This is a genomic window from Pinirhizobacter soli, from assembly GCF_015905305.1.
Classification (GTDB): Bacteria; Pseudomonadota; Gammaproteobacteria; order Xanthomonadales; family Rhodanobacteraceae; genus Pinirhizobacter; species Pinirhizobacter soli.
Genome location: NZ_JADZLQ010000001.1, coordinates 112,494 through 131,886, shown reverse-complemented (window position 1 = coordinate 131,886; position 19,393 = coordinate 112,494). Strand labels below are relative to the sequence as shown.

Genomic DNA, 19,393 nt, shown 5'->3' with positions numbered 1-19,393 from the left:
TTCCGGAAGAGAGGGTAGGAGTGTACGAAGCGCACACTATTGGCCATACACCGCCACCGGCTTGTACGAAGTTAATCGCGGTTGAATGAAACCACATGTTGATAGCGTGCACCGACGTTGCAGTCAGTGAGCAGTAAACTCCCAGAAAGGTTGTGGAAAGAATCGTTCGCCAAAGGGTGGCCTGACGAAGGTTTGATGATTCGTTACTGGACGCTGACCACGATGGCCCACCTCGCTATCGGTGCGCATATTTGTCCAACAACGATGACTTGCATACAAGCTAGTGGTGCAGCGCCGCAATAGGGTGCTCTACCTACCTACCGAAGCTTTCGGAGCTATGCACGTCATGGAAAACGCAAACACACCATGCCATGGAGGTCTGGTGCTTTTACTGGACGAAGACTCAAGCTCATCGCGCCGGATCGCCGAAGAGCTTCGCCGCCACGAGTACGAAGTGCTCGTTGCAAGTGATGATGAAATAGCCACGGCTTTGGCGGCTCGCTTTAAACCGACCCTGTGCGTGCTTGAGCTGATTCCAGGCAGAGACAATCGACTGGGCCTGATTTCCCGGCTGCGGTCCATCGTCCCTGATATGCAAATCGTCGTCGTAACTGCGTATGGGTCCGTCGCAACGGCGGTTTCATCCATGAAGCGCGGCGCCAAGGATTATCTAGTAATGCCCTTCAAGTTCGAAGAACTACTGGGAGCCCTGCGAAGTGATGTGCGGGCGTGCGACGAAGAGGTGGTGAAGTGCACTGAAGCACCCCTGGCGTTGCGGCGTGCAGAGTGGGAATACATACAGCGCGTATTGAATGATTGCGCAGGAAATATCTCCGAGACGGCACGACGCCTAAGCATGCACCGTCGAACGTTGCAGAGAAAGCTGAACAAGCGACCTGTACCGGAGCGAGGCTATGCCGCGCACTAGCCAGATGGATCCCGCCACCTCATCACTGGAAGTGAGGTGGCGGGCAAGTCAGTTGGAGATGGATGAAGGACGCGTCCTAACCTTTGATGAAGCTGAGGATGTCGGCATTGATGATGTCGGCATGAGTTGTCATCAGGCCGTGCGGCAAACCCGGATAAATCTTGAGCGTGGCGTTCTTCAGCAGCTTGGCCTGCAACAGGGCAGCATCCTTGTACGGAACAATCTGGTCGTCATCGCCCTGCATGACGAACGTTGGCACCGTGATGGCCTTGAGGTCATCCGTTTGATCCGTCTCAGAAAACGCCTTGATGCCTTCGTAATGGGCGAGGGCACTGCCCATCATTCCCTGGCGCCACCAGTTCTCGATCGTTCCCTGTGAGATTTTTGCCCCGGCTCGGTTGAAGCCATAGAAGGGGCCCGTCGGAACATCGAGGAAAAACTGTGATCGGTTCGCAGCGAGAGCCTTGCGTAAACCGTCGAACACGTCGATCGGAGTGCCTTCCGGATTGTTCGCGGATTTGAGCATGATTGGCGGAACGGAAGCGATAAGAACGACCTTGGCTACACGCCCTTGGGGCTGGCCGTACTTCGCCACGTAGCGGGCCACCTCGCCACCGCCGGTGGAGTGACCGACGTGAATGGCGTTTTTCAGATCGAGATGCTCGACGACTGCCGAGGCGTCAGACGCGTAATGATCCATGTCGTGACCCGTCCCCACCTGCGAGGACCGGCCATGACCACGCCTGTCGTGGGCGACAACGCGATAGCCATTGGCCACGAAAAAAAGCATCTGCGCATCCCAGTCGTCTGACGACAGTGGCCACCCGTGGTGGAACACGATCGGTTGGGCATCCTTCGTGCCCCAATCCTTATAGAAGATCTCCACACCATCCTTCGTCACCACCATATTGCCCATCTGTCGGCCTCCGGTGGATGGGCCGGTAGCCTTGCCAGGCGTGGCGGCATGGGCCGCGTCGCTCGAGGAGATGATGGATGCAGCTACGACCGTAGCGGCGGCGACAGCGCCGGCTCCCATCACGACATCGCGACGGGACTTGTTGACGACGGTGATCTTATCGTTGTTCAGCATAACTAGCCCTTCAATACCAAGTGGGGTTCTTCACATCGAGTTAATTTGAACCGTCTGGACGCGGACGATCTATCACTTTAGTGACCACTTTTGACTGAAGATGACGTTTGGGCGTTCGGGCAGGGCGATTCGATCGGGTTATCGGGCGTCGTCTATTCTTCCGCTGCCGCATCGCGGCCCTGCTGTCGGATCAGCGCTTCTTCACGTGCATCATTGATGGACTGACGGATGCTGTCGAGATCTACCTCGGATTCGTCTGGCTCGAACTCGCCGGTCAGTTCCGAATCGGGTCGCAGCTCACCGGTTTCGAACAACGCCCACATCTCCTCGCCGTACCACGTGTCAAACAGATCGGGTGCCCAGCGTCCAAGATGTGCAGTGAGGTTGTTGACGTCACGCAACAGCATCGCGCGCGCCGCATTGTTGCCCGCGGCACTGACCACTTGGGGAAAATCGATCATGACCGGCCCATCCAGACCGACCAATACGTTGTACGCGGACAGATCTCCATGAATCAGCCCGGTACACAGCATCCGCACCACCTGCTGCACCAGTACACGATGGTATTCACGCGCTGTCTGCGCACTGAGTTCAACCTCACCCAGGCGTGGTGCGGAGGAGCCTTCGGCGTCGGTGACCAGTTCCATCACTAGTACACCGTGGAAGTAGCCATACGGCTCGGGCACACGCATGCCGGCGTCGCGCAATTGGTAGAGTGCATCCACCTCGGCATTCTTCCAGGCTACTTCCTGCTGCTTGCGCCCGTACTTGCTAGCCTTGCCGATCGCACGCGCCTGGCGACTGCCTCGTACCTTGCGACCTTCCTGATACTGCACACGTTGCTGGAAGCTGCGTTGCGCCAAGTCTTTGTAAACCTTCGCACACCGTATTTTGTCGCCGCTGCGGACAATATATACCGCCGCTTCCTTGCCGCTCTTAAGCGGTCGCAGTACTTCATCAATGACGCCGTCGTCGATCAGCGCCTGCAGGCCTTGGGGGGTCTTCACTGTGTCTCTGGGGGCGGTTGGTACAGGTAGGCGGGCATTAACCATAAATTGTCGCATTTTCGAGCGTGTTTGACCATTGTGGGGTGGTTCGCGTGCCGAGGCTTCAGCACTGGACCGCGGTGGCGCCGCCCTTGCCGTCCCCTTGAACCGAGTCCCAGTTATGATGGCGCCCGACAATTCATTCGAGCCGAACCGGCTTCGCGGGCCGGCTTAATTCAGGCGTTAGCCAAGGGAGTTGCTTTGAATCGAATGATAGTGATGTGCCTGCTCGCGATGTCCTTACCCGCTTATGGCATTGTTATTCGCCACGACGTGGATGACTCCAAGTATCGCGTAGCGGCCACCGAATTCCCGGCACTGGTCGATCTGCCTGGTGAGGGGCACGGAGTTTTGATTGCCCCGCAATGGGTGGTCACCGCTGCCCACGCAGTGACCTGGCAAACCGAAATCAAGCAGATTGTGCTTAATGGAAAGGCGAGGGATGTTGAAAAGGTAATCGTTCACTCCGGATACAAGAAACTGCCGAAGGATTTAATAGATCAAGCAGTAAAAACTGGCGACGCAACACACATCGTGGATTTTCTTGCATCGCAAGATGATATTGCCTTGATCAAGCTAGCTGGGCCGGTGTCCGATGTGATCCCAGCCAAACTATTTTCTGGAAATGATGAGCTTGGAAAGACCGTTGAGCTTCTTGGGAAAGGCGCAACAGGAACCGGGCTTACCGGACAGGATGTGAACGCCTCTCATCACGCCGATCTACGCCGCGCCTACAACAAGATTGTCGATGTGAAGGATCGCTGGATTTGCTATGTCTTCGATAAATCGCCATCAGGGCTCGAGATCGAAGGCATATCAGGCGATGGCGATAGTGGTGGTCCGGTCCTGATAAAAGTTGATGGGAAATGGCAATTGGCCGGCTTGGCTTCTTGGAAGAAACATGCACAGGACAATGACCTGATCCTCCATGCCGGCTTTTACGGACAGAAAAACTACAACGTGCGGATTGGTCACTACACGGGATGGATCGAAGACCAAATGCGCGCAATTTAGCGAACGCTCGTCATTGCTTCGATCGAACGCAGTCGAAATGACCACAAGATAGGTTCTGCACCTTTTTATACGTATCGTCATGCGGCCTTCACGGCGTTCTGCCGGACCACCGCTGTCGATAACTGACGTTCAGCGGCTTTCGCTGCACCTCCTAGCTGCAGATCACGCCAGGGCATAGCGTCGGAGGTGGATTGCGGGGCTCCGGTCAGCCAAGCCTCTTCGCTCCTCTAGCGCGGGAGTGCACACCTGGACACGAAAGAATCCGCCCTTTAAGTTGGCGGGCGCCAAATTTATGGCACGACACGTGCACAACCTCCCGGGATATCGGTACTGCGCGAGCAGGGACTGCCCACCGAGCGACGTTGGATCCACATGGAGGCGATCATGGCCGGTGTCACATGCGATGAGTAAAAGGAAGGCCCTCAAGCTCCAGCTGCCGAGCAACCCGTCAGCTCTGAATGGCGAGCGCGGTGCTGGCCTCGGCTCGGAACTTCTGGCCGCGAACGAAGAGCTGTTGATCTCAATGTTGCGCATCCAGGCTGATGCGGATGCTGCCAGAAAGGCATTGGAATCGCTCGCCGAATCGGTGGGTCTGGATACGCTTACCCAGCTACCGAACCGTTCCCTGTTTCTGGATCGCTTCGCCCAGGCCATCATCAGCGCCCAGGTTCAGGAACGCCGCATGGCTTTGCTTTTCGTTGATCTAGACAACTTCAAGCAGGTAAACGATCAGCTTGGTCACAGCGCGGGCGACCAGATGTTGAGAAGGGCAGCCTCACGCCTGTGCTCCGCGGTGCGCGGCACGGACACAGTGAGCCGCCATGGCGGCGATGAATTCCTGATTCTGCTTTCCGACGTAGAGGATGCGGCCGATGCGGAGCGCATGGCCAAGGGCGTGATACAGGCACTTGGATTGGAAGCCTTGTACGACCAGGCACACTTGTATGACCAGGAACAACTGACAGCGAGCATTGGTATCAGCATTTACCCCGATCATGGCGATGATCCACTGGCCCTGATTGAGAACGCGGATCTGGCCATGTATGCGGCCAAACGGCAGGGGTCTGGGGTGTACCGTCTTTTTTCGACAGGACTCCAGGCAGGTCGCAATCAACGCGCCACCGACAAGAACAGAAGATCCACGCCGGGTGTCGATGTTGCGGCCAGTTTACCGACCACCCGGAAGAACCTCGATATCGTCGCCGTGATCGAAGAAGCCGTCGGCACGTGCCGGCCCGTGTTCGATGGCCGCGAACAGAGTCTTCGTTGGTGCCCTTCGGAGGTCCCCGTTGCAATGCACGGGGATGCGGCGAGCCTCGGACGGCTTTTCGTGAGCCTCTTGGACAGCGCTTCGAAGCGAGCCCCAGAGGGCGGGTGCATCGAACTTTCGTTGACGAGTACCGGCCGCACGGCTGTCGTAACTCTTTCCGATGAGGGAAAGAAGAAAGCTACTGATGCATTCATGACCTGTCTTGATGATGGCCATGGTGCTGAGCTGGCCGAGGCACTTGATTTGGTGGTCGCGCATGGCGGCGCGATCATCACGACGGAGCCGACTGTCGACGTTAGCGGTGACATCGTCGTGATACTGCCGCTTTGATTGTCGTGCCGAATAGGCCTATTGGAAGTTCGCACCATTTCACGCGCCAGCGACATCCCGGTCTTTGACAGGACTACAGTGGGGTAATCGCGCTTCTGGGAAGACCTTCATAGGCTTCGCATTGGCTCTTTTAGGCGGAGCAAGGAAAGCGTCGATGAACAAGATAACGAATCCCAAGTGCCCGTTCGACGAAGGAGATCGTGTAGATCACAAGCTTCTTGGGCTTGGGACTGTGGCCGATGCCCCCGGGGACCCTGTGGGACCAACAGGCTGGGCTGCGGGCGGTGTCAGTAGCGCGGGGTGGAGAGTTCCTATTAGGTGGGACGACCCGCAGCGTAAAGACAGTGCCGTTATGGACTTCGCTTTGCGAAAAATGTCGTCTGACCCAGCGCAGAGGCGGTAGGCCGCTACTTTACCCACGCTCGGCATGCGCAGTTTAGGTTCGGAGCGGCAGAGGAACTACGTGCGATTTGCGCCCGTGGGGTCATCCGCTTGCAAATTATCTATGCGGGCTTGACTCAACGTTCGCCGCGCTGTGACCACGGTGACGTTCGAAGAAAATGCCGGCAAGACGCTGGTCACCCTGCACTGAGTTGCTCTCAGCCAGATCGTGACCACACCGCGACCATCGGCGCATGGAAGGGATGACGATGAAACCCACGATCACCGCAGGTTGAGTCAAGCAAGATGAAGATCTTGAAGAATTATTTCGGTGTGAGGCGGTACAAGCCACCGGGTTCAGCGTCTTCCAGTAGCCAGAGCGAGCCGTCCGGCGCCTCTTCGATATCGCGGATGCGCTTGCCGAGGCTCCAGCGCCCGACCGCGGTGGCGCCGCCCTTGCCGTCAACGGTGACGCGAATGATGCCCATGCTGACAAGGCCGCTGATCAAGGCGCTGCCTTTCCACTTCGGGAACATGCTGCCCTTGTAGAACATGAGATTGCCTGGCGCGATCACCGGCACCCAATAGATCACAGGCTTGGCCAGATCCGGCCGTGTGTCGGGGGAGGGGATAGGCACGCCGTTATAGTTCATGCCATACGAAACCAGCGGCCAGCCGTAGTTCTTGCCACGCTGGATCAGGTTCAGTTCGTCGCCGCCTTTGGGGCCGTGCTCAAGTTCCCACAGTCGACCATCGGGAGCGAAGGCGAGGCCATAAGGTGTGCGATGGCCCGTGGTCCAGGTTTCAGCCGGCGTAAGGTTGGGGCTGGGGAACGTATAAGTGCTGACCACCGGCGCCGATTTGGCGGCCTCGGTATCGGTCGCCGGATCGATCAGCGAAATGGTTTGGGCACCGGTCTTTCCTGCCCATGGATTACCCGGCGCGGGTTTGCCGTCCAGCGTCAGACGCAGGATCTTGCCTACCGGTTGATCAGCATCCTGCGCAGGCGTGAAGCGCTGGCGGTCGCCCACGGTAAGGAAGAGGTACTTGCCGTCCGGTGAGAAGGCGATCTGGGCGCCGGCCTGGCCGCCCTTGCCCGTGGGCATCTGGCGCCACAGCACCTGGAAGTTGTCCAGCCGGGCTTGATCGCCATCCAGTACAAGTTGACCTCGACCCATGGCTAGGCCGCCGCCGTAGTCACCGGGTGCGACATAAGTGAGATACACATTGTGGTCGCGGGCGTAATGGGGCGAAAGGAAGACGCCCAGCATGCCGTTCTGACCTTCGAATTGGCTGGGCGGTACACCCTTGACCTCGGTCTTGGCGCCTTGAGGGGTGACCAGTTGCAACCGGCCGACCTTCTCGGTCACCAGCATGCGGCCATCGGGCAGGAAAGCGATGCGCCAGGGCAGGTCGAGGCTAGCTACCTTGGTGACGGTGAAAGGAAGATCGGGATCGGGCTTCTGATCGCCTGCGTTGGTTTGTGCGTGGGCGGCACTTATCAGTAGAGCCCCAAGCAAGAACCCGTTGGTCAGCTTCTTCATTTGCATCTTTCCTTGCGTCCCAGTGACCCGGAAAGATTCTAATGTTCTGATTGCCGTTTGGGTGTGATGGTTTATTTAAGTTCGCGTGGCAGACCTGGGGCGGCACCGAGGCACTCGAGGCAATCTGAAACGAATCGGGCGGATGAACGATGCGGGCCTCACTGGAGCCCGTGGACCCAGTCGCGTGGGGAGGCGCATGCGTGGCATGTGGCAGCGACTATTACTTGATAGCGACCGCCTGGGTTCCGTCAGCTTGCCACCCGCCGCCAAGTGCCTTGAATGCAGCCACGGCCGCGCGTGCCGACTCCGTTTGCGCCTGCGCCTGCTCGTCGGAGGCGCGCAGCAAGCTTTCATCCGCCTGGAGCACCTCGATCAGACTGACCACACCCTTTTGATAGGCCGCAAAGGACGCTGCGCGTGCACGGGTGAGCGAATCCACGCCCTGGGCGAGCACGGCAGCTTGCTCCTCGCGCTTGACCAAGGCCGAAAAAGCATTCTCCACATCCTCTGTCGCGTGCAGCGCGGCAAGTCGATACGCAGCCAGATTTTCTGCCTGCTGACCTTTGGCCTGCTGGATCTGCGCGTTGATACGGCCGAAGTCGAACAGGCGCCAGCGCAAGCCCAGCACGCCAGCGGCTTGGTTGGCGCCGCTGGTGAACAGGTTGCCACTGGCGACGGAGGTCGCACTGCCGATCAACCCGCTCAGCGAGAGCTTGGGGTAGTACTCAGCGATGGCTATACCGATCCGCGCATTGGATGCGGCCAGGCGCCGTTCGGCCACGATCAGGTCGGGGCGGCGCCGGAGCAGCTCGCCCGGGGTTTCAGCGGTGGCGATCTGCGGGGCGGTCGGAATCTCGCGATCTTCCATGAGTTCCACCCGATGCGTGCCCGGCTGAGTGCCCAGCATGACATCCAGAGCGTTCGTGGCCGCATCCAGGCCCGTTTCGAGCACAGGGACGGATGCCTGCACCTGCGCCAGCGCACCTTCGGCTTGTCTCACTTGAAGTTCGGCCGCCAGTCCCTTGCCGTACAGAAGCTTGATGGTGGCGAGCAGGTCCTGCTGTGTCTGTACTTGTTTGCGCGCCACCTTCAGGCGCGCCTGCAGTCCGCGGATGGTGATGTAGATGTCGGCGGTCTGTGCCGCCACGGCTAGACGCGTGGCCAAGGCGCCGGCTTCGGAAGCCTGGTAATCGGCCAGAGCCGCCTCCCGTCCACGACGGAGGCCGCCGAACGCGTCCAGTTCCCAGCTCGCGCTGAAGTCGGCCTCATAGTTGTTACCGTAGCGGTCGAAACCGGGCGTGGTGTTCAAGACCTGACCTAGCGGCGTTTCCACCGACTGGTAGGCCCTGGCCGCTTGGCCGCTGATGTTGCCGGAGGGCAGCAAGGCGGCTGTTGCCGCTCCCAGTCCGGCGCGTGCCTGGGTGACGCGTGCGAATGCTTGCGCGAGATCCAGGTTTTGTTCAAGCGCAAGCGTCACGTAGCGGGTCAGTTGCGGATCGCCGAAGCCCGTCCACCAGGTAGCGAGGTCCGCGTCGACTGGCGCGTGCCGTTGATCGACCTCGGCCTGTCCCTGGAAATGGTCGGGCGTCGGCACATCGGGGCGAACGTAATCGGGGCCGACCGCGCAGCCTGCGAGAAGGCTGCCGGCAATGAGCGCAGCGAAGATATATCTGGGCGACATTGAGGTTCGCTCCTGGGAGTGGCAATTGTGACTATATTACCAAATGGTCACTAGTTGTCCATGACCAAGACTGGGGGTAAGCTCTCACCCATGAAAAAGGCAGTCCCCACTCCCCAACCCGCCCGTGGTCCAGTCGACCACGAAGTGCGGGACCAGATCATTAAAGCCGCCACCGAACATTTCAGCCGGTACGGCTATGAGAAAACTACGGTTTCGGACCTGGCCAAGGCGGTCGGATTTTCCAAGGCGTACATCTATAAATTCTTTGAGTCCAAGCAGGCCATCGGCGAGATGATCTGCGCCAACTGCCTGCATGAGATCGAAACCGAGGTGAAGGCGGCCGTAGCGGAGGCCGATCAGCCATCGGAGAAGCTGCGGCGGATGTTCAAAGGCTTCACTGAAGCGACGCACCGCCTGCTGTTTAGCGATCGCAAGCTTTACGAGATTGCCGCCACGGCCGCCACGGAGCGTTGGGCGGCGGTGGTGGCTTATGAAGAACGCGTACAAACCCTGCTCAAGGAGATCCTGCAGGAAGGTCGGCAGAAAGGGGATTTCGAGCGAAAGACGCCTCTGGACGAGACCGCCGCGGCGATCTACCTAGTGATGCGCCCTTATTTCAATCCGCTGCTGCTGCAGCACAGCTTCGACTACACCGACATGGCGCCGGGACAGCTATCCAGCCTGGTACTGCGCAGTCTGTCGCCCTGATGAGTGAGTTCAGTAGTGACTATTGACTAATTTGGTCACTGGATAGCAAAATGAAGCCCTGATCACTTCGCCCGTGGGGCTTCGTTATGTTCCGGCTTCGTCTCGTTACCTCTGCTGCCGTCCTGGCACTGCCGTTTGCGCTAGCTGCTTGCGGCGGAAATACGCCCGTCGACCCCCGCACCGAGGCGCCTGTAGTGCGCGTTGCCGCCGTTCAGGGCGCGCTTCCCGCTACGCGTTCGTTCACGGGCACCGTCGCCGCCCGGGTGCAGAGCGACCTGGGCTTTCGTGTTTCCGGCAAGGTGCTCCAGCGGTTTGTTGATGCCGGGCAAAGCGTCAAGCGCGGCCAGCCGCTGATGCGCATCGATCCAGTCGACTTGAAGCTGGCCGCGCAGGCACGGCAGGAGGCAGTCGCGGCCGCACGCGCACGCGCCAAGCAGACGGCGGATGACGAGGCGCGTTACGGCGATCTGCGTGGTACCGGCGCGATCTCCGCGTCAGCCTACGACCAGGTCAAGGCGGCCGCGGACGCCGCGAAAGCCCAGTTGAGCGCCGCCGAAGCCGATGCCAACGTGGCCAACAATGCCAGCGGTTATGCCGAGCTGGTGGCGGACGGCGACGGCGTAGTGATGGAAACGCTGGCCGAACCGGGCCAGGTCGTCAGCGCCGGCCAAACCGTGGTGCGCCTCGCGCACGCCGGGCCGCGAGAGGCGGTGGTGCAACTGCCGGAAACCTTGCGCCCCGCGATCGGGTCAGCCGCGCAGGCTGCGTTGTTCGGCAAGGAAGGCGTGAGCATGCCGGCCACCTTGCGGCAGCTCTCCGATGCCGCCGATCCGCTCACGCGCACGTTCGAAGCGCGCTACGTCCTGCAAGGCGAACTGGCCGGCGCACTACTGGGCACCACGGTGACAATCCGCATCCCTTCCGGCGACGCCGCCACGCAAGTCGATCTGCAGGTGCCGTTGGGTGCCTTGTTCGACGCAGGGAAGGGGCCGGGCGTATGGGTGATCGACGGCGAACCGGCCAAGGTGTCCTGGCGGCCGGTGGTGTTGCGGCACCTGGACGACGACAGTGCACGCATTGCTGGTCAACTCAAGCAAGGCGACCGCGTGGTTGCGCTCGGCGCGCATCTGCTGCGCGAAGGCGAGCCCGTGCGGCTGGCCGGCCAGGATGCCGCCGTCGCCAGTAAAGGGGTCCAACCGTGAGCGAAGGCCGTTTCAATCTCTCTGCGCTTGCCGTGCGTGAGCGCTCCATCACCTTGTTCCTGATCTTGCTGATCTCGCTGGCCGGGCTGCTGGCATTCTTTAAGCTGGGACGTGCGGAAGATCCGGCCTTTACGGTGAAGGTGATGACCATCATCACCGCATGGCCTGGCGCCACCGCGCAGGAAATGCAGGACCAGGTCGCCGAAAAGATCGAAAAGCGCATGCAGGAGCTGCGCTGGTACGACCGTACCGAAACCTATACGCGTCCTGGCCTTGCTTTCACCACCTTGACGTTGCTCGACAGCACGCCGCCATCGGCCGTGCAGGAAGAGTTCTACCAGGCGCGCAAGAAAGTCGGCGATGAGATCAGCAATCTTCCGCCCGGCGTGATCGGGCCGTTGGTCAATGACGAATACGCCGACGTCACCTTTGCGCTGTTCGCGCTAAAAGCCAAGGGCGAACCTCAACGCCTGCTGGTGCGCGATGCGGAAGACTTGCGCCAACGCCTGTTGCATGTGCCGGGCGTGAAGAAGGTCAACATCATCGGCGAGCAGGCGGAGAAGATCTACGTGGAGTTCTCACACGATCGCCTGGCCACGCTGGGCGTGAGTTCGCAGGACGTGTTCGCCGCGGTCAACGGCCAGAACGCACTGACACCAGCGGGCTCCGTTGAAACGAAGGGGTCGGAGGTATTCATTCGCCTGGACGGCGCCTTCGATTCGTTGCAGAAGATCCGCGACACCCCGGTAATCGCGCACGGTCGTACGCTGAAGTTGTCGGATATCGCCACAGTCAAGCGCGGCTACGAAGATCCCGCCACCTTCATGATCCGGAACAACGGCGAACCTGCCTTGTTGCTGGGCATCGTCATGCGCGATGGATGGAACGGGTTAGACCTGGGCAAGGCGCTGGACAGCGAAGTCGGCACGATCAATGCCGGGTTGCCGCTGGGTATGAACCTCACCAAAGTCACCGACCAGGCCGTGAACATCAGCTCGGCGGTCGATGAGTTCATGCTGAAGTTTTTCGTCGCACTGCTGGTGGTGATGCTGGTGTGCTTCGTCAGCATGGGCTGGCGCGTGGGACTCGTGGTGGCCGCAGCGGTACCGCTGACGCTGGCGGTGGTGTTCGTGATGATGGCTGCCACCGGCAAGAATTTCGATCGCATCACGTTGGGTTCGTTGATTCTGGCGCTTGGCCTGCTGGTGGACGACGCCATCATCGCCATCGAGATGATGGTGGTGAAGATGGAGGAGGGCTACAGCCGTGTGGCTGCTTCCGCCTATGCGTGGAGCCACACGGCCGCACCCATGCTGGCGGGCACGCTGGTCACGGCGGTGGGCTTCATGCCCAATGGCTTCGCACGCTCCACCGCTGGCGAATACACCAGCAACATGTTCTGGATCGTGGGCATTGCGCTAGTCGCCTCCTGGGTGGTGGCGGTGGTCTTCACGCCGTACCTGGGCGTGAAGATGCTGCCCGAACTCAAAAAGGTCGAAGGTGGCCACGAGGCGATCTACAACACTCCTCGCTACAACCGCTTCCGCGAATTGCTGGGGCGCATCATCGCGCGCAAATGGCTGGTGGCCGGATCCGTGGTGGGCCTTTTCGTGCTGGCCATCCTCGGCATGGCGGTGGTGAAGAAGCAGTTTTTCCCTATCTCCGACCGGCCGGAGGTGCTGGTGGAAGTGCAGATGCCTTATGGCACGTCGATCGAACAGACCAGTGCTGCGTCGGCAAAGGTGGAAGCGTGGCTGGCCAAGCAGAAGGAAGCCAAGATCGTCACCACCTACATCGGCCAGGGTGCGCCGCGTTTCTATCTGGCGATGGGGCCGGAGCTGCCTGACCCTTCGTTTGCCAAGATCGTCATTCGCACCGACAACGAAGAGGAGCGCGAAGCACTGAAGCATCGGCTGCGCAAGGCAATCGCTGAAGGCCTTGGCTCGGAGGCGCGCGTGCGCGTCACTCAGCTGGTGTTTGGCCCCTATTCGCCGTTCCCCGTCGCTTTCCGCGTGTCCGGTCCTGATCCGGACAAGCTGCGCAGCATCGCGACCGAGGTGGAGCAGGTGATGGATGCCAGTCCCATGATGCGAACGGTCAACACCGATTGGGGTACGCGCACACCCACACTGCATTTCACCTTGCAGCAGGACCGCCTGCAGGCGGTGGGGCTCAGTTCCAGTGCGGTGGCGCAACAACTGCAGTTCTTGCTAAGCGGCATACCCGTCAGCACCGTGCGTGAGGACATACGCACCGTGCAGGTGGTGGCGCGCTCGGCAGGCGACGTGCGCCTGGATCCGGCCAAGATCGGCGACTTCACGCTGGCCGGCGCCAGCGGGCAGCGCATTCCGCTGTCGCAGGTGGGCAAGGTGGACGTACGCATGGAAGAGCCGGTCATCCGCCGGCGCGACCGCGAGCCGACCATCACTGTACGCGGCGACATCGCCGAGGACCTGCAGCCGCCTGATGTGTCCACTGCCATTGCCAAGCAGCTGCAGCCGACCATCGCCAAGCTGCCCAGCGGGTACCGCATCGAAGAAGCCGGCTCGATAGAGGAGTCGGGCAAGGCGACGAAAGCCATGCTGCCTCTGTTCCCGATCATGTTGGCTGCCACCTTGCTGATCATCATCTTCCAGGTGCGCTCCATTTCCGCGATGGTGATGGTGTTCCTGACCAGTCCGCTGGGTCTGATCGGCGTGGTACCTACGTTGATCCTGTTCAGGCAGCCGTTCGGCATCAACGCATTGGTCGGACTGATTGCGTTATCGGGCATCCTGATGCGTAACACGCTGATCCTGATCGGGCAGATCCATCACAACGAAGGGGCCGGGCTGAGCCCGTTCCACGCAGTGGTCGAAGCTACCGTGCAGCGCGCGCGGCCGGTGATCCTTACCGCGCTGGCAGCGATCCTGGCGTTCATTCCGCTGACCCATTCGGTGTTCTGGGGAACCCTCGCCTACACGCTGATCGGTGGCACCTTGGCGGGAACGATCCTCACCCTGGTGTTCCTGCCGGCGATGTATTCCATCTGGTTCAAGATCCGGCCGGGAAACGCCACCCGTCAGGGCTTCACGAACTGATAAACGAAGCGATCGGTCTCGCCCTTGATCGAGGGATCGAACACCTTGATTGACTGCGGATCGTCCTTGTTCGCGAGCATGGTGCTTTCCGCGTCCAGTACGAAGCCGGCCGCCTCTACCTCCTTGCGAACGGATGCAGGTTCGATCCGATGCAGCGATGGGGCGTCGCTCGTGCCCGTCCCGGCGGCCGCGGCGTGGTCGACGATGACATAGGATCCACCGGGCTTCAGCCGCTCGTACACGGCTCGATTGAACTGGGCCGCCGTCGCGCCATGGGCCTGCATCAGCGGGGTGTGGAGGTCGTGGTAAAACAGGTGCAGCCACAACACATCTACCGATTGCGTGGCCTCCGGCATCGCCACGAGGTCCACCGAGACAACTTCCACGTTCTCCCGGCCCGGCTCCTTCGCAAGCGTCCGCATGAGACCCACCGGATCGTTCTTGAAGTGGGCGACTTCGGCTGGCACGAAAGTGTAGACCCGTCCTTTGGGCCCCACGACGTCGGAGAAGCGACGGGTCCAGTCGCCGTCGCCTGGGTAAACGTCGATAACGGTGGAGCCAGCTTCGACGCGTGCGAACCGGATCAACTCGGATAATTTGGATGGGTCGTACATTGAAATCTCCATTGCTTCAGGGTATTCGACGAGCGCGGGGCCCACGACTGGCGGGGCTTGTGGGCCAGCCATGGGAGCGCTCTGAGGTCAGACCTGCGCCATGCCTCCATCGACGGGGAGATCCGCACCGGTGATGTAAGAACTTTCATCGGAGGCGAGGAACGCGACTGCTGCCGCGATTTCCTCGGGCATGCCTCTGCGGCCCATGGGGATCTGCGAGGTGAACTGTGCGACTGCTTGCTCGGCCTGTTCAGCGGTAAGGCCCGTCGTCGTCGCCAAGGCCGGGGTGTCGATTGCTCCGGGACTCATACTATTCACGCGGATCTTGCGGTCTTTCAATTCCGAAGCCCAGCCGCGCGCGAAGTTGCGCACAGCCGCCTTACTCGCCGCGTAAGCGGTAAATCCTGCAAGCCCAAGGACGTTTGAGACCGAAGAGTTCAGGACAATCGAACCGCCGTCTTTGAAGAGGGGAAGGGCCTTCTGTACCGTAAAGAACATTCCCTTCACGTTCACGTCGAAGGTCTGGTCAAAATGGGCCTCGGTAGCGGCCTCGAGCGGTGCGATTGTCCCTGCGCCCGCGTTCGCGAAGAGAACGTCGATGTGACCATGTTTCTCTTTCACCACGGCATAGAGCCGGTCCAGATCTTCCAAGCGCGACACGTCGCCCACGACCGTCGTAACGTTTTTCTTGATGGAGGCGGCGGCCTCCTTCAGCTCTTTCTCTCGTCGCCCAGTGATCACCACGTGCGCACCTTCTTCCACGAAGCGCTTGGCTGTGGCCAAGCCAATCCCGCTGCTTCCGCCCGTGATAACTACAACCTTACCTTCTAAATTTTTCACAATCTTCCACCTTTCGTTTGTGGTGTAAGGCAGCGCCGCTGTTCACATTCGTGGAAAGGCGCTGTATCATTTGGATCGCCGATCCAGATCCTATTCACAGCAACCGAACCAGTGATCCAAATATATGGATCAGTGGTCCGTTTGTCAAGAGACAACCCATGCGAGCCGACGCAAAAAAAAATTACAGCCACATCCTCACAGTCGCGCATGAGGTCGTCACCGAGCACGGCGCCGATGCGTCGATGCGCGATATCGCCCGTCAGGCCGATGTCGGATTGGCCACGCTGCTTCGCCATTTTCCGACGCGAGAAGCCCTGTTCGAAGCGTTGCTGTGTACGAATCTGGACGCACTGACGCAGAAGGCAGACGAACTCGAAGCATCGAATTCACCTGACGAGGCGCTCTTGTCCTGGTTTCGCGAATGGATGGCTTTCGCCCAAAGCTATAGGGGCGTCGTCGCCATGATGGCGGCCGCCCACACGAACCCAGACTCCGCTCTTTATGCTTCGTGTGCAGCGGTGCACTCAGCGAGCGCGCGAATCCTGCTCCGCGCTCAGGCCGCAGGTAAAGCGCGCACCGATATGAATGGGGACGACCTGTTCGGTCTGATGTCGGCGCTCGGCTGGCTCGTCGACCTACCTTCATTCGCGCCACGGGCCGATCATCTCGTTCACATCATCGCGAGCGCCATCCTGACGCAGAGCGAAAACTAGGCCAGGAGCTATCGAATACTGCTGATGGTTTTGCCCTGCACCAGCGTGCCGACCACGGCCCCGGTCGCTTGATTGATTCCGAGCAGACGTATAATCACCGCATCGCCCAGAATCGGTCCATTTGAACCATAGGGGCGAGGGACAATCGCATCGACACCGCATTCAAGCCGGGCGTACCATCCACTGCCGGCGGGCGTCAGCGAAGTCAGCATCGCAGGGTAGATTTGGCCCACGGCGAGCTGGGTGGGGATAGATTGTTTGATGGGGCGCCCCGGTTTCATTTGAATTAAACCGTGAGTATGCGCCAACTAAAAATGCCACGCCCACTTGCCCAAGGTGCGGGGTGGTGGGGACCAGGCGATAACCCGGCGCAGGAGTGGATCCCGCCACCTCAACACTGGTGCTCGTGTGCGTCCCAACGTCAGACCCACTCTCCTACAAAATAGAAGACAAGCAACTGACGATTGGCCGCAACGAGGTATGCGATGCATATCTTTGGCTGCAAGGCCCATTCGGAGGACCTTCGGTCAAGGGCGACTACTTCAGCTTGGGGCTTGGAGGAAGTTCTCCACTTGGCTACTTCAACTTGAATCAATCAAGATGAAGGCGGCACCTGCCCGCTAGGGCAAAGCGTCACGCTTGGCAAAGATACCCGCCAATTCCCCTGCGTTCTCGGTTCCCCAGCTACACAGCGGCATGATCGCCTCGGCCAGGCCGCGACCGAGTGGAGTCAACGCGTAGTCCACGTGCGGCGGTACTTCTTTATAGTCGGTCCGAGATATCACGTGATCGGCTTCCAGATCTTTCAATTGCTGGATCAGCACCTTGTCGCTGACGCCCTGGATCAAGCGCTTGAGCTCGCCGTAACGCTTCGGTCCGTCGCGCAGGAAAAACAGGGCGAGCGGTTTCCACTTTCCCGAGATGATGCGCAGCGTGGCATTGAGGCCGCAGCCGGTATCGCAGATTTCAGGAGGCGTCTTCATTTTCTGATACTTACCAAAAAGTGCATACTTGTCCTCAGGTTATCAGGCCTGCATCTTCAGTGCTTAGGCAAGCAGTTCGCTGCCTCTGCACAACTCAAGAGAGAGATGCATCTTATGACCAGACTGAATGGAAAGACCGCCGTGATCACCGGCGGCGCTACCGGCATCGGCTTTGCCGCAGCAAAGCGCTTCATCGAGGAAGGCGCGTTCGTCTTCATCTTTGGCCGCCGGCAGGAGGCGCTCGACGCCGCTGTGGCCGACCTTGGGCCTAATGCCCGCGCGGTGAAGGGCTCGGTCTCGAATGAGGCCGACCTCGACCGACTCTACGCGGCGGTGAAGGCCGAGCGCGGAACCCTCGACATCGTCTTTGCCAATGCCGGGGTGGGAAGCCAGCTTCGGCTCGGCGAAATCACCGCCAAGCACATCGACGAAACCTTCGACGTCAATGTGAAGGGTACGATCTTCACGGTCCAGAAGGCGCTGCCGCTGATGGGCGAGGGTGGTTCGATCATCCTGACCGGATCGAGCGCCGGCACCACGGGCGCCCCGGCCATGACCGCCTACAGCGCAAGCAAGGCGGCCGTGCGCAACCTAGCGCGGACCTGGGCGGAGGACCTGAAGGGCACCGGCATCCGGGTAAACGTGCTGTCGCCCGGCGGGACGGCGACCGATCTTGCGAAGGCAGCGCTGGGGGAGGAAGGTATGAAGTTCTTCGCTTCGCTCAATCCGCTCAAGCGCATGGCCGATCCGACGGAGATCGGGGCGGTGGCCGCTTTTCTCGCGTCGTCGGACAGCAGCTACATGACCGCCAGCGAGATAGCCGTCGACGGCGGCCTTGCGCAACTCTGACGCACTACGCCCAGACGTAACCGAAGCGGAGAGATTCGATGAGCACCGAACAGAATGTCCAGATTGTGAAGGATTTCTTTGCGGCAATGGGCAGCGCCGATAAGCAAGGTCTGCTCGCGTTGGTTGCCGAAGATGTTGAGTGGATCATTCCGGGTAAGGACTGGCCGCTGGCCGGAACACACCGCGGTCACGCAGGACTGGCGAAAGTGCTTCAGAAGGCGTCCGCCGAGGTGGAAACGACATACCCAGAGCCCCCCGAATTCGTCGCGCAGGGAGACCGGGTTCTGGTCATCGGTGTCGCTACAGGGAAAATCAAAGCCACGAATAGGGCGTTCAAGGACAACTGGGTCTTCGCCATCACCGTTCAAAACGGGAAGGTAACGAAGATCCGGGAGTACATAGACACCCAAGCACTGGCTCGGGCCTCACAGATGGACACATCTGCCCAACCGTAACGGAGATCCCGATGTACGACCAAGCCAAGCAATCTGAGTTGATCCGTTTCGCACGCGTCGATGCGGGTTCCACCGTCATCGACGTTTACCCTGGCGACGGCGACTGGACCCGTCTCTTCTCCGACATCGTGGGCCCGGAAGGCCGGGTCTACAGTTTCGTGCCCGCCGAAGTCGCCCACTTCAAGAACGATCCGGTCGGCAACATGCGAACGCTTGCGAAGGAGCCGGGCCGGGAGAACGTGGAAGTTGTCTCGGTGGACCTGGTGGCGATGCCGGAGGCCACGCAATCGGTAGATGTGCTGTGGCTGCACCTGTTCTACCACGACCTCCACACCCCGCTGATGCAGGCCAATGGCGCGACGGCGGCCCAATTCAATCGAGCTGTGTACGAGCGGCTGAAGCCCGGCGGGTCCTATGTGATCGTAGACCACGCCGCGGCTGCCGGGGCGGGTACGGGCGACGCCCCATCGCTGCATCGGATTGAGCCTGCATCCGTTCGCAAGGAGGTTGAGGCGGCAGGCTTCGTACTGGACGCGGAAAGCAGCATGCTCGCGAAAAAGGGCGATGCGCACGCGATCAAGGTGTTCGAACCTTCGATCAAGGGCGAGACCGATCGCTTCGTGTATCGGTTCGTGAAGCCCTGAAAGGTCCCGGCGCCGAAAACG

Annotated in this window: 18 protein-coding genes; 10 read left to right on the top strand and 8 right to left on the bottom strand. The window is 60.2% G+C overall.

Features of this window, described 5'->3' with window-relative positions; all coding sequences use genetic code 11:
* Positions 1-346 precede the first annotated feature (346 nt).
* On the top strand, positions 347-928 hold the full coding sequence (locus NDK18_RS00415) for a response regulator transcription factor (RefSeq protein ID WP_250623037.1): 582 nt from the start codon (positions 347-349) through the stop codon (positions 926-928).
* A 76-nt stretch (positions 929-1,004) separates the two neighbouring features.
* On the opposite strand, the gene NDK18_RS00410 is transcribed toward NDK18_RS00415, so the two are convergent.
* A complete protein-coding gene (locus NDK18_RS00410) occupies positions 1,005-1,835 on the bottom strand; it encodes an alpha/beta fold hydrolase (protein WP_425502727.1) in 831 nt (276 codons plus the stop codon).
* Between the two features lie 335 nt (positions 1,836-2,170).
* Complete coding sequence (locus NDK18_RS00405) at positions 2,171-3,025, bottom strand: PA4780 family RIO1-like protein kinase (protein WP_250623038.1); 855 nt, start codon at positions 3,023-3,025, stop codon at positions 2,171-2,173.
* Between the two features lie 258 nt (positions 3,026-3,283).
* Here NDK18_RS00405 and NDK18_RS00400 point away from each other — a divergent pair, with 258 nt between their 5' ends.
* A complete protein-coding gene (locus NDK18_RS00400; protein ID WP_250626749.1) occupies positions 3,284-4,078 on the top strand; it encodes a trypsin-like serine protease in 795 nt (264 codons plus the stop codon).
* A 403-nt stretch (positions 4,079-4,481) separates the two neighbouring features.
* Positions 4,482-5,678: a diguanylate cyclase domain-containing protein gene (locus NDK18_RS00395; RefSeq protein ID WP_250626748.1), complete on the top strand. Its 1,197-nt coding sequence runs from the start codon at positions 4,482-4,484 to the stop codon at positions 5,676-5,678.
* Positions 5,679-6,382: 704 nt separating this feature from the next.
* Here NDK18_RS00395 and NDK18_RS00390 read toward each other — a convergent pair.
* Both NDK18_RS00390 and NDK18_RS00385 read right to left on the bottom strand, forming a co-directional pair.
* Entirely contained in the window at positions 6,383-7,603 is a 1,221-nt protein-coding gene (locus NDK18_RS00390; RefSeq protein WP_250623042.1) for a PQQ-dependent sugar dehydrogenase, read from the bottom strand.
* A 220-nt stretch (positions 7,604-7,823) separates the two neighbouring features.
* On the bottom strand, positions 7,824-9,284 hold the full coding sequence (locus NDK18_RS00385) for an efflux transporter outer membrane subunit (protein WP_250626747.1): 1,461 nt from the start codon (positions 9,282-9,284) through the stop codon (positions 7,824-7,826).
* A 90-nt stretch (positions 9,285-9,374) separates the two neighbouring features.
* Between NDK18_RS00385 and NDK18_RS00380 the strand changes: the two genes are divergently transcribed.
* From NDK18_RS00380 to NDK18_RS00370, 3 genes are all read left to right on the top strand, one after another.
* Complete coding sequence (locus tag NDK18_RS00380; protein WP_250626746.1) at positions 9,375-9,992, top strand: TetR/AcrR family transcriptional regulator; 618 nt, start codon at positions 9,375-9,377, stop codon at positions 9,990-9,992.
* An 86-nt stretch (positions 9,993-10,078) separates the two neighbouring features.
* Complete coding sequence (locus tag NDK18_RS00375) at positions 10,079-11,194, top strand: efflux RND transporter periplasmic adaptor subunit (protein ID WP_250626745.1); 1,116 nt, start codon at positions 10,079-10,081, stop codon at positions 11,192-11,194.
* Complete coding sequence (locus NDK18_RS00370; RefSeq protein WP_250626744.1) at positions 11,191-14,274, top strand: efflux RND transporter permease subunit; 3,084 nt, start codon at positions 11,191-11,193, stop codon at positions 14,272-14,274. The genes NDK18_RS00375 and NDK18_RS00370 overlap by 4 nt, the downstream gene beginning before the upstream one ends.
* On the opposite strand, the gene NDK18_RS00365 is transcribed toward NDK18_RS00370, so the two are convergent.
* Both NDK18_RS00365 and NDK18_RS00360 read right to left on the bottom strand, forming a co-directional pair.
* Entirely contained in the window at positions 14,256-14,888 is a 633-nt protein-coding gene (locus NDK18_RS00365; protein WP_250626743.1) for a class I SAM-dependent methyltransferase, read from the bottom strand. The two genes, NDK18_RS00370 and NDK18_RS00365, sit on opposite strands and share 19 nt — an antisense overlap.
* A gap of 87 nt (positions 14,889-14,975) precedes the next feature.
* Positions 14,976-15,728, bottom strand: a complete 753-nt coding sequence (locus NDK18_RS00360) for an SDR family NAD(P)-dependent oxidoreductase (protein ID WP_250626742.1) — start codon at positions 15,726-15,728, stop codon at positions 14,976-14,978.
* A 158-nt stretch (positions 15,729-15,886) separates the two neighbouring features.
* Here NDK18_RS00360 and NDK18_RS00355 point away from each other — a divergent pair, with 158 nt between their 5' ends.
* Positions 15,887-16,441, top strand: a complete 555-nt coding sequence (locus NDK18_RS00355) for a TetR/AcrR family transcriptional regulator (RefSeq protein ID WP_250623048.1) — start codon at positions 15,887-15,889, stop codon at positions 16,439-16,441.
* An 8-nt stretch (positions 16,442-16,449) separates the two neighbouring features.
* Here the strand turns inward: NDK18_RS00355 and NDK18_RS00350 are convergent, their stop codons facing one another.
* Positions 16,450-16,722 carry a hypothetical protein gene (locus tag NDK18_RS00350; protein ID WP_250623049.1) on the bottom strand — a complete coding sequence of 91 codons (273 nt, stop codon included), beginning with the start codon at positions 16,720-16,722 and terminating at the stop codon, positions 16,450-16,452.
* 339 nt (positions 16,723-17,061) lie between these two features.
* On the bottom strand, positions 17,062-17,424 hold the full coding sequence (locus tag NDK18_RS00345) for a winged helix-turn-helix transcriptional regulator (RefSeq protein WP_250623050.1): 363 nt from the start codon (positions 17,422-17,424) through the stop codon (positions 17,062-17,064).
* Between the two features lie 114 nt (positions 17,425-17,538).
* Between NDK18_RS00345 and NDK18_RS00340 the strand changes: the two genes are divergently transcribed.
* The 3 genes from NDK18_RS00340 to NDK18_RS00330 are packed head-to-tail and all read left to right on the top strand — an operon-like array spanning position 17,539 to position 19,372.
* Positions 17,539-18,273, top strand: a complete 735-nt coding sequence (locus NDK18_RS00340) for an SDR family NAD(P)-dependent oxidoreductase (RefSeq protein WP_250624409.1) — start codon at positions 17,539-17,541, stop codon at positions 18,271-18,273.
* A gap of 38 nt (positions 18,274-18,311) precedes the next feature.
* Positions 18,312-18,728, top strand: a complete 417-nt coding sequence (locus NDK18_RS00335; RefSeq protein ID WP_250626741.1) for a nuclear transport factor 2 family protein — start codon at positions 18,312-18,314, stop codon at positions 18,726-18,728.
* An 11-nt stretch (positions 18,729-18,739) separates the two neighbouring features.
* Positions 18,740-19,372 (top strand): class I SAM-dependent methyltransferase, encoded by a 633-nt coding sequence (locus NDK18_RS00330; protein WP_250626740.1) that lies wholly within the window; start codon positions 18,740-18,742, stop codon positions 19,370-19,372.
* Positions 19,373-19,393 lie beyond the last annotated feature (21 nt).

Bases quoted from the DNA above. Each gene is read 5' to 3' on its own strand.
- NDK18_RS00415 (WP_250623037.1), top strand. From the start codon at position 347: ATGGAAAACGCAAACACACCATGCCATGGAGGTCTGGTGCTTTTACTG.
- NDK18_RS00410 (WP_425502727.1), bottom strand. From the start codon at position 1,835: ATGGTGGTGACGAAGGATGGTGTGGAGATCTTCTATAAGGATTGGGGC.
- NDK18_RS00400 (WP_250626749.1), top strand. From the start codon at position 3,284: ATGTGCCTGCTCGCGATGTCCTTACCCGCTTATGGCATTGTTATTCGC.
- NDK18_RS00395 (WP_250626748.1), top strand. From the start codon at position 4,482: ATGAGTAAAAGGAAGGCCCTCAAGCTCCAGCTGCCGAGCAACCCGTCA.
- NDK18_RS00390 (WP_250623042.1), bottom strand. From the start codon at position 7,603: ATGAAGAAGCTGACCAACGGGTTCTTGCTTGGGGCTCTACTGATAAGT.
- NDK18_RS00385 (WP_250626747.1), bottom strand. From the start codon at position 9,284: ATGTCGCCCAGATATATCTTCGCTGCGCTCATTGCCGGCAGCCTTCTC.
- NDK18_RS00380 (WP_250626746.1), top strand. From the start codon at position 9,375: ATGAAAAAGGCAGTCCCCACTCCCCAACCCGCCCGTGGTCCAGTCGAC.
- NDK18_RS00375 (WP_250626745.1), top strand. From the start codon at position 10,079: ATGTTCCGGCTTCGTCTCGTTACCTCTGCTGCCGTCCTGGCACTGCCG.
- NDK18_RS00365 (WP_250626743.1), bottom strand. From the start codon at position 14,888: ATGTACGACCCATCCAAATTATCCGAGTTGATCCGGTTCGCACGCGTC.
- NDK18_RS00355 (WP_250623048.1), top strand. From the start codon at position 15,887: ATGCGAGCCGACGCAAAAAAAAATTACAGCCACATCCTCACAGTCGCG.
- NDK18_RS00350 (WP_250623049.1), bottom strand. From the start codon at position 16,722: ATGAAACCGGGGCGCCCCATCAAACAATCTATCCCCACCCAGCTCGCC.
- NDK18_RS00345 (WP_250623050.1), bottom strand. From the start codon at position 17,424: ATGAAGACGCCTCCTGAAATCTGCGATACCGGCTGCGGCCTCAATGCC.
- NDK18_RS00340 (WP_250624409.1), top strand. From the start codon at position 17,539: ATGACCAGACTGAATGGAAAGACCGCCGTGATCACCGGCGGCGCTACC.
- NDK18_RS00335 (WP_250626741.1), top strand. From the start codon at position 18,312: ATGAGCACCGAACAGAATGTCCAGATTGTGAAGGATTTCTTTGCGGCA.
- NDK18_RS00330 (WP_250626740.1), top strand. From the start codon at position 18,740: ATGTACGACCAAGCCAAGCAATCTGAGTTGATCCGTTTCGCACGCGTC.